The sequence below is a fragment of the Mangrovivirga cuniculi genome, from assembly GCF_005166025.1.
Lineage (GTDB): Bacteria > Bacteroidota > Bacteroidia > Cytophagales > Cyclobacteriaceae > Mangrovivirga > Mangrovivirga cuniculi.
Genome location: NZ_CP028923.1, coordinates 2874526 through 2888434 on the forward strand (window position 1 = coordinate 2874526; position 13909 = coordinate 2888434).

Below are 13909 nucleotides of genomic sequence, written 5' to 3' on the forward strand. Positions count from 1 at the left end.
TTATACAGTAAGGGCATACATTACAATGTTGACACCAAAACGGGTATTATCACGGGCCAGCCAGCGTTTATTTCTGTAATCATAATCCCATTCACACCCATAATCTTTGTTACTATACAATACAGCTATTCTATTGTTTATTATGATTGCTTTTAGATAATCATGAACCAGGTCATCTCCCCATCCATTCAATTCCTGGGAAGTTGTTGGCGGTCCGTCTTCAAATGTAAAAAAGCAATTATACAAATAGTGGGTATTGGGTATTTTCTTTAACTCACCAGGACCGAAAAGCTCGGTCATTTGCCTTTCGAACGACTTAGCAAATAAACCATCGATATCATGGTTACAGTCATCGACAAAAACAAACCCTCCTTGTTCAACATATTGCTTGAAATTGCTGGCTTCTTTTTCTGAAAACTCAACAAGTTTGTGACCGGAAAGATAGCAGAACGGACTTTCGAAAATTTTTTTACTACTTAATGGAATCACTCTTTCGGCAGTATCAATTTCCAGGGAAGTATATTCAGCCAGTGAATTTAATAAATTACTGGGCATCCTCTGATCTACATTCCAATCTCCGGAATTATATTGTATTCGCGTAAAGAAAAACGGATAGTTCATCTATAATAAATAAACTCAGGTGCATACTATTATACACCTGAGCGTATTTAATGTTTCAAAATTAAACTGCGTCTGAAAGAGAAGTAAACGTAAAGTCCCTTATTTTCATTGAAGGAACTAAATTACCATTTATTCTCTGTTGTTTTCCTAGTTCCTCCAGGTTGTTTAGCATGATAACCGGGCTTTCATTAAACCTGAAGTTTTTAACCGGATACTTGATTTCACCATTCTCAATGTAGAAAGTTCCATCCCTGGTAAGACCTGTATATAATAATGTCTGTGGATCTACAGTTCTGATATACCATAACCTGGTAACGAGTATTCCTTTATCAGTACTTTTAATCAGTTCATCCAAAGACTTGTCACCACCAACCATTATACCGTTGCTTGGTCCGGGTAATGGTTCTACGCCTTTTTCCTGTGCCCAATAACGGCTGTAGAACATATTCTTTACTACGCCATTTTCAACCCACATAGTTTTCTTAAGTGGCTGGCCGTCTCCATTCCATGTAGCTGAAGGCACAAGTTCATGAGTCGGATCAGAATAAATAGTCACTCGTTCATCAAATAACATTTCACCGACTTTGTTTCCCCCTCCTTTCTTTGACAGAAAGCTTCGTCCTTCATCGGCAGATCTTGCATTCATACTACCGATCATATTTTGAAGGAGACCGATCGCCGCAGCAGGTTCAAGAATTACAGTGTATTTACCCGGCTCAATTGCCTTTGGATTTTGTGACATTGTTGCTTTCTTCAAAGCGACCATTGAAGCTTCTTCGGCATCAAACCTGTCAACATCATTATAATCTCTGGAGACCCAGCCAGAACCTGTTCCGTCATTTGATCTCATAGTTACTGTGAAATCAACATTGGAATTCTTATTGTAGGCAAAAAGACCTTTCGAATTCATCATGGCTGAAAAACCCGCTGAATCCTGTAAGAATCCGGCTGCAGTAACATCCTTAGATTTAGCCGGATTAATTGATTTCGCTGCAACTTCCGCTCTGTATTCAGGGGATATATTTTCAGTGCTCTCGTAAAAAGACTTTGATTCCAGGTAAGTCTGAGGCCCTAAAGGCTCCATAAACTCAGGATTTTCCGGAGAAAGCTTTGCTAACTCTTCCGACCTGGAAACGACTTTCTTCAGAGAGTCTTCATCAAATTCATTGATCGTTGCAGTTCCCACTTGTTTACCAAAGTTAGACTGAACAACTAATGAAGTATTACTTTCAGCACCTGCAGTTGATACTGTATTTCGGGCATATCGGATATTACCTCCGGTATTACCACTAAGGTTTGCTTCAATCGCATCTGCTTTACTGAGACTAATTACCTTCTCAAGGATCTGTTTAGCCTCTTCTTTTGATAATATTGCCATTGGTTAATTTCTTTAGGTTAAATTTTACGTTCAGTATTAATCACATTCACCCCATTAAATCTCGTCGTTGAGCTTCCATGAGATACAGAACTAATCTGCGAAGGCTGGCCTTTACCATCAAAGAAAGAACCAAACAACCTGTAATCATCTTTATCACATATCTTCACGCAAGAATTCCAGAACTCCTGGGTATTAGACTGATATGCAACATCATTTACAGGACCTTTTATTTCACCATTCTCTATTTCGAAGAATGTCGTACCTCCAAACTGGAAGTTATATCTTTGCTGGTCGATAGAATAAGATCCTCTACCAGCTATGTAAATACCTTTTTCAACATCTTTAACCATGTCATTAGCACTGTACTTGTCTTTGCCAGGCTCAAGAGATACATTTGGCATTCTCTGGAATTGAACACTGTTCCAGCTATCAGCGTAGCAACATCCATGAGATTCATTCTGATCTATAATATCAACCTGATCCCGGATCGCCTGGTAATTAACCAGCACACCATCTTTGACCAGATGCCATTTCTTTGTCTTAACACCTTCATCATCCCAACCCACATTTCCTAATGAATTTGGCTGAGTTTTATCTGCTACCAGGTTAACTATCGGGCTGCCATATTTAAAGTCACCAGATTTCCATTTATCCAGAGTAGCGAAACTCGTTCCGGCATAGTTTGCTTCATATCCAAGTACCCTGTCTAGTTCAAGCGGGTGACCAACAGATTCATGAATAGTCAAACCAAGGTGATTTGGCTCCAATACAAGATCATATTTACCCGGCATTATTGACGGTGCGGACAACATTTGTTTTGCCTGTTCTGCGCCAATTAATGCATCTTCTACCAGGTCATAATTATTTCTGTAAAGATTAAATCCGGCAGGGCTTACAATTTTCTCACTGTCTTTTGGAGTCATATATTCATACCCCATACCCATTGGAGCAGAAAGCGCATTTCTCGATTTAAATTTACCGGTTTTAGGATCAATTGCTGTGACAGTGAAGGTTGGCCAGATTCTGTGAATATCCTGATCTATGTAACTTCCTTCAGTTGATGCAAAATATTTTTGTTCATTAACAAGAAAGAGAAGGTTATTAATATAATTAGCGCCATTCTCCATTGCTTTTGCATTTGCAGATAGTAGCAGATCTACTTTATCCGCAACAGGAACCTCAAAGGCATTTTTCTCAATAGGAGTTTTCCATGAAACCTCACCATATGATTCTACAGGCGCCAGTTCGACGGGTTCTGTTTGAAATCTACTATTCGCTTTGGCAATTGCCACTGCCTTTTGAGCTGTTTTAGCAATGCTATCCTGGCTCACTTCATTCGTTGATGCAAAACCCCAGGTGCCATTCGCAATTACCCGAATACCAATACCATAAGATTCGGTATTTACGATATTCTGAACTTTATCTTCCCGGGTAATGACGTATTGATTGAGGTATCTGCCCAATCTGAAATCGGCATACGAAGCTCCGGCTTTTTTAGCGGCATTTAATGCAGCATCAGCCAGTGCTTTCTTTGCTGCTACATCCAGCGGACTTTCTAAAAACCTGCTCGGGTCGACACTTTTTCCAAAAATCGGAATTGATGAAAGTGCCATAGCACCGAGGCCAAGCCCTGACATTTGTATAAAATCTCTTCTTTTCAAGGTTCCTCCTTTTTTAGTTTAACCTGATTATCTTTGAAACAAAAATAAATTCTGATTTCAGTACAGAATTATAATTTATAATAATACTGGCATTTTTTTATGAATGCAAACCACTTATCATCTCAGGTAACCAAAAAAATAATTCACGTCGACATGGACGCATTTTATGCATCCGTGGAACAGCGTGATGATCCTAAATTGAGAAATAAACCTGTTGCTGTAGGTGGTGGCAGCGATCGGGGTGTTGTAGCTGCAGCCAGTTATGAAGCTCGAAAATACGGAGTTAAATCTGCTATGCCCGGTGTAATTGCCAAAAGGAAATGTCCTTCCCTGATATTTGTTAAACCTCGATTTGAAATATATAAGCAGGTGTCCCATGAAATCAGAGAGATATTTTATGAGTATACTGATCTGGTTGAACCTCTATCACTGGATGAAGCCTTTCTTGATGTAACTCAAAATAAATTAGGCATTTTATCTGCAACCAAAATAGCAAAGGAAATTAAAAGAAAGGTCAAAGAAACTACGGGCCTTACTGCTTCAGCGGGTATTTCCGTCAATAAATTTCTGGCTAAAACTGCTACTGACATTCACAAACCTGATGGCCTAACACTTATCCCACCTGAAAATGTCACTTCATTTATTGAAAAGTTACCTATAGAAAAGTTTTTTGGTGTAGGAAAGTCTACTTCCGAAAAAATGCATCGAATGGGCATATTATATGGAAAAGATCTAAAGCAGCTAAGCCTTGAAAGACTAAAAAGCAATTTTGGCAAACAAGGACAGTATTTCTATAATATAGCCAGGGGAATTGATGAACGTCCCGTGGTAGCAGACCGGATCAGAAAATCAGTTAGTGCCGAAAGGACATTTGAAAAAGATCACAGGCAGGAATCGTATCTACAGGATTTCCTGACCGGATTGATTGATAAGATTTTTGAATGGAGTAAAAAGAACGAAAATTTCGGAAGGACCGTTACGGTTAAAATAAAAGATAATCAATTCCGGATCTATTCTAAAAGCCATTCTTCTACCCTTCCGTTTAAAGAAAAAGAACTTATTCATAAAGTCGCCTCCCAATTATTAAATGATCTGCTTTATGAGAAAAAATATCCGGCTGTCAGATTATTGGGATTTGGTATTTCAACGTTGACTAAAGCTAATGAAGGTGATCTTCAGCTGACGATTGATTTTTAAAAAATAATTTCCAGGAAAAAATACCATAGAGGCAATAAAGCCACAGAAGCAAGAAGCCCTACACCTACCATTGTATTCGCCAATTCTTTCTTCAGATTGTAGTTCACCGCAAGAATGGATGCTGTAATCATTGAAGGCATGGCAGCTTCCATTACACTTACTTTACCCGTTATTCCACCGGCACCAAAAAAATAATATATACCAAGAATGATCATGGGGAATACCAATAATTTGGCAATTGACCCCATTACTAAATATGGCATGTATACAGTTCTTTTTTTAATCTTCCATTGCAGACCGACAGAGACCAGGGCAACAGGTACCAGGGTACGACCAAGATTTTTAAAAACAAGATTGAGATCAGTATGAACTGTCGTATCTGAAACATTAAGGATCAAAGCTATTATAAAGGCAATGAATGGTGGGAATGATATTAACCTTTTTAAAATGCCTCGTTTAGATTGATTATTACGGGAATATTTTTCTGCAATAAACAATCCGAGTGTTGAAAGTGCCATAAAAGATCCTACCTGATCAACAATTATTGCTTTGGACAAACCTTCTTCTCCATAAAAAGCCTCGATTACAGGAAAACCTAAAAAAGAAGTATTGGCAAATCCTGTTGTCAATATGAGACACCCGATTAGTTTATCCGGCCAATTATATATTTTACCTAAGACAGCAAAAGTTATCCAGGAAAGGAATGCCAGAATCCATGCAACAAAAACAGGAAATAGCAACTCAGTGCTAAATTCCAGCGAGCTGATAAAATAGAGTGACAAAGCAGGTAATGCAATATTGATCACATATGAGTTTAATCCCGCATATGCATTTTTTGGAGCTATTCCAAAATAGCGGAGTAATACACCTCCAAAAAGGCAAATAATGATCAATAAAATATTCTCCATAAAAAATAAAGCTGCTTACCGGACGATAAGCAGCTTAAATAAATGTATATTCTTTTAATATTTTGATGGATCATCGATCATCGGAAGATCAACTACTTTTGATTCATCATAATTAATTCTGAACCATCCCAGGAAACCACCATTGGCTTTAGCAATCTTGGTGGAAAAGTCTTGCATGGCATCGTAAAACTGAATAGCAAATTTACTGTCGAGCTTTGGAAGAATTTCATTTAATTTTGTCAAATGACTCATTACTAATTCTCCTGCTTTTTGTTCATCTTCTGGTAATGCATTAACTGCTTTATTAAGGTCCTCTTTGAACGTTTGATCCACTTCGTGATAATATTCTCTAAGTACAAATCTACCTGTTGTTTCTCTCAGGTGGATCATCTCCAAAGCTTCATCGAGTTCTTCTTTATCAATTTTATGATCGGCACTGGCGATTAGAATAGTGATCCATACCGGTGCTTCCAACATGGTTTTTGCTTCTTCAGGCTTTAAAGATTTAAGTGCTTCTACCATTTTGTAATTGGTTAAATTTTCTTTTTAGTTTGTTTATTTGAATACTGTGGTGCCGTGAATGGTTAGTTAAAAATTCAACTGTTTGTAAAATATTTAACTTACCGGCCAACGGATGCTTAAATATAAAAAAGTCTAATTTGTCTTCCGGAAATTGCTCAATGAATTTTTCGAATTTACTCGTAAAATCATCATAAAAAGAGATCATTGACTCAATATCAGGCTTTTCTTCCGGATAAATAGACTCAACCGGGACTTTTGCTTTCAGGCTTGATTTTAAAAAATAATTTAGCATCAAACTATTCAGCTTATTTCTCAATCCCATCTTTTCCTTTTTCCTGTTAAAATCGAATTGAGTAATAAAATCGTAAGTGTTTTTATCCACTTTGGTCAGATGATTTATCACTTGTGCAGCACTCCATTTATCTTCATTAGGCTGAAAAAAAAGAAATTCTTTAGATTCATCCTGAAGCATCTCTTTATAAGTATGATGAAGCGCTTTTAAATTATTCCATCTTTTGAGCAACTGTGGTTTTGACGACATAGATAATCTTAATGCTATTAATTTTGTGAAAGTAAAAAAAAGCGACTCCCCATAAAAGGAAGCCGCTATATTTTGTTTTAAGTTTTAAATATTTATTCTGATTTCACAATCTTACCCGTTCTCAGACCATTATCTGATTCGATACGGTAGATAAACATCTGATCACCATACAGCGTTCCGTTAAATTCAAGTTCATAAACATGACCTGCCACAGCATCCTGATCAAATAATATATCAAGTTCACGTCCTGACATATCGAAAAGGGTAACTGTAGTTCTTGAAGTTTTCTCAACGGAGAATTCAATGGTTACAAAATCCTTAAATGGATTAGGATAAGTTCTGATGATATATGGCTCAGTTAATTCATCAAATGAATCATCGGTAATTAACTCAGTCTGAGTATTTCCATTAGTGTCACAAAGCTCATTGTTATTATAGGCATCTAGTATAGCTGCAAGCTCTAAAGCATATGAGGCAAGATCTGAATTATTGTTTTTATTTTTACCTTTGGTTTTAAGTCCGGAGTCTCCCGTACCATCAAAACCAATATCACATAATAACGTTCTTGCCTGCATCAAAGCATCCCTGGCCTGTTGACATTGACTTGCGCCAGCACCAAAGTTCAACTCTGCAGCTAATGCATGCATCGCTAAAGTGTAAGCCGGATCACTTGCTCTTTTCTTACCTGAAACAATGTCTCGTTGATCCAGAATAGACACAGCGTCTTCACAAGTGCTGAAAGTGATGTTACACCATTCTACTCCAGGATCATTTAGTATATCATCCAGTATTACATAACCAGCAGCGCGACCACCATTATTTGCTGCAGTTTCCGCTTGACCACCACCGGAACAGGTGTTCCAGTTTTTCCAATAACCAGGAGTTCTTGCTTCACCACCAGGGAAGGAGTTATCCACACTAATACTAAGAGTTTGCGGATCATTGACTCCATAAGTAGCTGTTGGTAGTGGATAGCTGGTTCCAGCTCCAATTTCGATACATCTGTTACCAAAGTCTTCTGGTGGATTGTCAAACTGGTTAGGGTTATAAGGAATTACTATATTTCCTCCAATTTCCCATGTAGTTGACCAGCCAGCAGGAACATTGAGTTCACAGACTGTATAGGTATTATAGGAACTCAGGATCACACCGTCGAATAAAGTGGTTCCGGCCGCAGTAGTTTCAGATGCAATTGGTGAAGATCCAAAACCATTAGGTCCGTTGTACAATTCGAAAGTCCATACATCAGTGTAAGTAGTACTCTGATTAGTGGTTTTAAGAATATTGATCTCACTACAAGGCACTACTGTGATCACAATTGGTTCGTAAGAGAAGCAACCAGTAGTCGCATTGTAGCTAACAACGTAGTATGTATCAGTTGCATTTGGACTTACTGTAGAACTAATCGTATTCGCACTTCTTGCACTTGCTTCAGACTCACTGTCATAATAACTGGCAGTACCTCCATCAAGATCAGTAACAAGAGTAGCCAGATCGATAGATTCTGCTTCACAGATTGTTGCATTGGTGGCTACAATGTCTGGGTTGTCATACACATCGATTGTAAAGCTGGCGATGCTGTAACATCCTTCATCGCTGTCAGAATCATTGTCGCTGCGTGCCCACAAGGTGGTGGTGCCGATATTGGCACTGTATGGTGTGGATACCGCATTGGCTGCGTTATTCGCATCGGTCTCATTCGCATAGAAGCTTATGGTGCCTCCGTCTGCATCAGTGACTGCGCCATTCAAATCAAAGCTGGCTGCTCCGCTGGTGCCCTCTTCGCAAGACTCCAGGTTCTGGACAGTCAGATCAGGATTGTCATACACATCGATGGTGAAGCTGGCGATGCTGTAACATCCTTCATCGCTGTCTGCATCATTATCACTACGTGCCCACAAGGTTGTGGTTCCAATATTGGCACTGTATGGGGTAGTGACTGCATTGGCTGCGTTATTCGCATCGGTCTCATTCGCATAGAAGCTTATGGTGCCTCCGTCTGCATCAGTGACTGCGCCATTCAAATCAAAGCTGGCTGCTCCGCTGGTGCCCTCTTCGCAAGACTCCAGGTTCTGAACAGTCAGATCAGGATTGTCATACACATCGATTGTAAAGCTGGCGATGCTGTAACATCCTTCATCGCTGTCTGCATCATTATCACTACGTGCCCACAAGGTTGTGGTTCCAATATTGGCACTGTATGGGGTAGTGACTGCATTGGCTGCGTTATTCGCATCGGTCTCATTCGCATAGAAGCTTATGGTGCCTCCGTCTGCATCAGTGACTGAGCCATTCAAATTAAAGCTGGCTGCTCCGCTGGTGCCCTCTTCGCAAGACTCAAGGTTCTGAACAGTCAGATCAGGATTGTCATACACATCGATTGTAAAGCTGGCGATGCTGTAGCATCCTTCATCGCTGTCTGCATCATTATCGCTGCGTGCCCACAAGGTTGTGGTTCCAATATTGGCACTGTATGGTGTGGATACCGCATTGGCTGCGTTATTCGCATCGGTCTCATTCGCATAGAAGCTTATGGTGCCTCCGTCTGCATCAGTGACTGCGCCATTCAAATCAAAGCTGGCTGCCCCGCTGGTGCCCTCTTCGCAAGACTCCAGGTTCTGAACAGTCAGATCAGGATTGTCATACACATCGATTGTAAAGCTGGCGATGCTATAACATCCTTCATCGCTGTCTGCATCATTATCGCTGCGTGCCCACAAGGTTGTGGTTCCAATATTGGCACTGTATGGTGTGGATACCGCATTGGCTGCGTTATTCGCATCGGTCTCATTCGCATAGAAGCTTATGGTGCCTCCGTCTGCATCAGTGACTGCGCCATTCAAATCAAAGCTGGCTGCCCCGCTGGTGCCCTCTTCGCAAGACTCCAGGTTCTGTACAGTCAGATCAGGATTGTCATACACATCGATTGTAAAGCTGGCGATGCTGTAGCATCCTTCATCGCTGTCTGCATCATTATCGCTGCGTGCCCACAAGGTTGTGGTTCCAATATTGGCACTGTATGGTGTGGATACCGCATTGGCTGCGTTATTCGCATCGGTCTCATTCGCATAGAAGCTTATGGTGCCTCCGTCTGCATCAGTGACTGCGCCATTCAAATCAAAGCTGGCTGCTCCGCTGGTGCCCTCTTCGCAAGACTCCAGGTTCTGAACAGTCAGATCAGGATTGTCATACACATCGATGGTGAAGCTGGCGATGCTGTAACATCCTTCATCGCTGTCTGCATCATTATCACTACGTGCCCACAAGGTTGTGGTTCCAATATTGGCACTGTATGGGGTAGTGACTGCATTGGCTGCGTTATTCGCATCGGTCTCATTCGCATAGAAGCTTATGGTGCCTCCGTCTGCATCAGTGACTGCGCCATTCAAATCAAAGCTGGCTGCTCCGCTGGTGCCCTCTTCGCAAGACTCCAGGTTCTGAACAGTCAGATCAGGATTGTCATACACATCGATTGTAAAGCTGGCGATGCTGTAACATCCTTCATCGCTGTCTGCATCATTATCACTACGTGCCCACAAGGTTGTGGTTCCAATATTGGCACTGTATGGGGTAGTGACTGCATTGGCTGCGTTATTCGCATCGGTCTCATTCGCATAGAAGCTTATGGTGCCTCCGTCTGCATCAGTGACTGAGCCATTCAAATTAAAGCTGGCTGCTCCGCTGGTGCCCTCTTCGCAAGACTCAAGGTTCTGAACAGTCAGATCAGGATTGTCATACACATCGATTGTAAAGCTGGCGATGCTGTAGCATCCTTCATCGCTGTCTGCATCATTATCGCTGCGTGCCCACAAGGTTGTGGTTCCAATATTGGCACTGTATGGTGTGGATACCGCATTGGCTGCGTTATTCGCATCGGTCTCATTCGCATAGAAGCTTATGGTGCCTCCGTCTGCATCAGTGACTGCGCCATTCAAATCAAAGCTGGCTGCCCCGCTGGTGCCCTCTTCGCAAGACTCCAGGTTCTGAACAGTCAGATCAGGATTGTCATACACATCGATTGTAAAGCTGGCGATGCTATAACATCCTTCATCGCTGTCTGCATCATTATCACTGCGTGCCCACAAGGTTGTGGTTCCAATATTGGCACTGTATGGGGTAGTGACTGCATTGGCTGCGTTATTCGCATCGGTCTCATTCGCATAGAAGCTTATGGTGCCTCCGTCTGCATCAGTGACTGCGCCATTCAAATCAAAGCTGGCTGCTCCGCTGGTGCCCTCTTCGCAAGACTCAAGGTTCTGAACAGTCAGATCAGGATTGTCATACACATCGATTGTAAAGCTGGCGATGCTGTAACATCCTTCATCGCTGTCTGCATCATTATCACTGCGTGCCCACAAGGTTGTGGTTCCAATATTGGCACTGTATGGGGTAGTGACTGCATTGGCTGCGTTATTCGCATCGGTCTCATTCGCATAGAAGCTTATGGTGCCTCCGTCTGCATCAGTGACTGCGCCATTCAAATCAAAGCTGGCTGCTCCGCTGGTGCCCTCTTCGCAAGACTCAAGGTTCTGAACAGTCAGATCAGGATTGTCATACACATCGATGGTGAAGCTTCCGGTACCATAGCATCCTTCTGCTGTTTCGCTTCTTACCCAGATAGTTTCCTGTCCAATATTTACATTATAAGTTTCAGGAGTTGTTAAGGTAGGAGTACCGGCCTGAGCATCTGTTAAGCTGGCATGGAAAGTAACTGTTCCCCCGCCATCATCGGTAACACCATTATTCAGGTTAAATGTGGCTAACCCAGAAGTTCCTACCTCACAATCTTCAAGATTCGTGGTTTGAACATCCGGAGTAGCTATCACAGTAACCGGATAAGTACAAATAGTTGATCCGAACTCTGAATTTATCGTTACTTTAACCGTATAGCTTCCACCGCTGGTACCCGCATTAACTGTTGCCATATCATCATTTACACCAGGTGTAGGATCGAAGCTAGCATTTGAGGTATTGTCAATTAATTCCCAAACGTAAGTAGGGTTTATTGCCCCAATTGGTGTTACAGTATAAACATTAGTTGATCCTTCGCATACAGAGGCTGGTCCATCCAGATCACATTCAGGTGGTGGTACTACTGCAGCAGCTTTAAGTGACCTGTCCTGATTACCTAAATTATTCAGTGTCCAGTCCTTTAATCTCATATGGTATGGAGAACCGTTAATTCCTCCAGCAGATTTAGGAACTCCATTTTCATCGTAACCCCAATCCAGTCTGCTAGCAATATGTCCTCCAAAAGATATTACTACATTCTCTGAAGGATTATTTCCAACTGTAAATGTGATACTGATTTGTTGCTCTGATGTAGGACCATTTAAATTAGCCTGGTTTGGATAAGTAATATTAGTAATATCACCATTCCATATAGCCATATTGGCCGCTCCTGCGCCGCTGACAATATTGAAACTATTCTGCTGAATTGCAACCAAAGGATCAAGGTTACTACCCGGTGGCATGGGAATAGGATGTAGATCATCGGGAACTTCATCCAAAGGCCAAAGGTCAAATTCTACAAAATCTTTAGTTGGATCAATTTCCTCTCTATCATGAAGAAACGCTAATAAGTGTGGCTCAAGTCTGTCGTAATCTGTAAGATAATCAATAGCATAAGTACCACTCTCTATCACATCATAACCTAAAGTTAAGGTGACAGTTTCTCCGGCTGGCATATTGATCATTTTTACTCTGTAAGCAATAGACATTCCTTCGGCAAAGTGTGCATTTTCTGCACCGGCATTACCATTTACCCAGGCAGCCGTATCTACAGGTGCATCAAAGGCTCCATTTCTTATCTGATCTAAATCTGCTGCAGGTTGGGTGCCATTATCAGTGAAGGTTGTATTAGCAGTTATACCGCTGGATTGGCCTGTAGCTGTAAGTGTAAATGTAACACCTAAATCGTGTTGCTCAATTAAATATTCATCATTTATGAATTCCCCATATGAATCGGCTACTGCATAATATGTATAAGGAGCATGAAAATTTTGATCCTCTTCAAAAAGCAAGGAAACTGTCTCTCCTGGCGAGAAACCACCACCGCGTACTGTAACATACTCACCAGGGACATAATCTGGTTTATTGGTACTTACCCAGGGCTCAAACAAGTTTTTAACAATGTCGGCACTCGATAAAGTGGATACTTGTTGGTTTGATTTATCAGATAAATCCTTAGAAGTATTTTTAACATATTCCAGATAAATATTCGCATCGACATTCAATAATCGAAGTGTATTTAAATCTGCTCCGATTTCTCTTGAATAGTCATCTGTAAACAGCATAGAAGTACTATTTGTAGAATAGGAATAACCTGGAAATGATAAAAATACAAACGCAATTAATGACAAACAGCATGCCATCAGCCTGTTTTTAAAGAATAATTCTAAATCAGGACTTTTACTTTCTCGGTCTGTAAAACTATCCATAAATATTATAGGTTAATTTTTTGGAAAACTTTTAATCAATAAGGGGTTACAGACAATGGAATATCACTCCATTTCTGTCAACAGGAATGGCATAAAATAAAACTTGAAGCAAAATTCAATTTACACAGTTTAGTGCCTGTGGTTATGGCGAATTGTCAGATGACGATAATATCATACACATTGAATGGTGGGTTATAATTTGGAAATTAATATTGTGGTAAACGGAATACAGACAGGAATTTAAAACCATATCTGTCAATAGTTAATCTGGCTCACTTATATCTATCGGATATATTAATAACTATTCTTAATATAAAGATTATTTTTATATTATAGAAATAATATACTGTATTTTTCCAAGAATATATACGTAAATCACAATATATTCTTCGACAAACACTAACAAAAACAAGATGAAACTAACAAGGGTGAGATTAAAGACAAGGATATTATGGATAAAAAAAACCGGAAAAATTCCGGTTTTTTCTTTATTTGTTTAAACGTAATTTTACATTTATCTAAACAGGTTTTAATTATTCATAACTAAAGAATGAAGGACATTCAATATTTTTATGAACATCCCGTAGCCTAAATCTAAAATTTAACAAAAATTCATGGCTACCACCTGAATCAACAGAAAG

At 40.4% G+C, this 13909-nt stretch carries 8 protein-coding genes; 1 reads left to right on the forward strand and 7 read right to left on the reverse strand.

From position 1 onward, the window contains the following. From DCC35_RS12565 to DCC35_RS12575, 3 genes are all read right to left on the reverse strand, one after another. Entirely contained in the window at positions 1–621 is a 621-nt protein-coding gene (locus tag DCC35_RS12565; RefSeq protein WP_137091135.1) for a DUF4159 domain-containing protein, read from the reverse strand. A gap of 61 nt (positions 622–682) precedes the next feature. Further along, the gene (locus tag DCC35_RS12570; protein WP_137091136.1) at positions 683–1999 is read right to left on the reverse strand and encodes a TldD/PmbA family protein; all 1317 of its coding nucleotides are present in this window, start codon (positions 1997–1999) and stop codon (positions 683–685) included. Positions 2000–2016: 17 nt separating this feature from the next. Further along, positions 2017–3660 (reverse strand): TldD/PmbA family protein, encoded by a 1644-nt coding sequence (locus DCC35_RS12575; RefSeq protein WP_137091137.1) that lies wholly within the window; start codon positions 3658–3660, stop codon positions 2017–2019. Between the two features lie 99 nt (positions 3661–3759). Here DCC35_RS12575 and dinB point away from each other — a divergent pair, with 99 nt between their 5' ends. Continuing rightward, positions 3760–4857, forward strand: a complete 1098-nt coding sequence (gene dinB, locus DCC35_RS12580; RefSeq protein ID WP_137091138.1) for a DNA polymerase IV — start codon at positions 3760–3762, stop codon at positions 4855–4857. Here the strand turns inward: dinB and DCC35_RS12585 are convergent. The 4 genes from DCC35_RS12585 to DCC35_RS12600 all read right to left on the reverse strand — a co-directional run bounded on the left by DCC35_RS12585 (position 4854) and on the right by DCC35_RS12600 (position 13268). Then, on the reverse strand, positions 4854–5765 hold the full coding sequence (locus DCC35_RS12585; protein ID WP_137091139.1) for an AEC family transporter: 912 nt from the start codon (positions 5763–5765) through the stop codon (positions 4854–4856). The genes dinB and DCC35_RS12585 overlap by 4 nt on opposite strands. 54 nt (positions 5766–5819) lie before the next feature. Next, positions 5820–6287, reverse strand: a complete 468-nt coding sequence (locus tag DCC35_RS12590; RefSeq protein ID WP_137091140.1) for a hypothetical protein — start codon at positions 6285–6287, stop codon at positions 5820–5822. Further along, positions 6271–6828: a DinB family protein gene (locus tag DCC35_RS12595; protein ID WP_137091141.1), complete on the reverse strand. Its 558-nt coding sequence runs from the start codon at positions 6826–6828 to the stop codon at positions 6271–6273. Before DCC35_RS12595 ends, DCC35_RS12590 begins: the two co-directional genes overlap by 17 nt. 92 nt (positions 6829–6920) lie before the next feature. Continuing rightward, a complete protein-coding gene (locus DCC35_RS12600) occupies positions 6921–13268 on the reverse strand; it encodes a T9SS type A sorting domain-containing protein (RefSeq protein ID WP_137091142.1) in 6348 nt (2115 codons plus the stop codon). Positions 13269–13909 lie beyond the last annotated feature (641 nt).

Bases quoted from the DNA above. Each gene is read 5' to 3' on its own strand.
- DCC35_RS12565 (WP_137091135.1), bottom strand. From the start codon at position 621: ATGAACTATCCGTTTTTCTTTACGCGAATACAATATAATTCCGGAGAT.
- DCC35_RS12570 (WP_137091136.1), bottom strand. From the start codon at position 1,999: ATGGCAATATTATCAAAAGAAGAGGCTAAACAGATCCTTGAGAAGGTA.
- dinB (WP_137091138.1), top strand. From the start codon at position 3,760: ATGAATGCAAACCACTTATCATCTCAGGTAACCAAAAAAATAATTCAC.
- DCC35_RS12585 (WP_137091139.1), bottom strand. From the start codon at position 5,765: ATGGAGAATATTTTATTGATCATTATTTGCCTTTTTGGAGGTGTATTA.
- DCC35_RS12590 (WP_137091140.1), bottom strand. From the start codon at position 6,287: ATGGTAGAAGCACTTAAATCTTTAAAGCCTGAAGAAGCAAAAACCATG.
- DCC35_RS12595 (WP_137091141.1), bottom strand. From the start codon at position 6,828: ATGTCGTCAAAACCACAGTTGCTCAAAAGATGGAATAATTTAAAAGCG.
- DCC35_RS12600 (WP_137091142.1), bottom strand. From the start codon at position 13,268: ATGGATAGTTTTACAGACCGAGAAAGTAAAAGTCCTGATTTAGAATTA.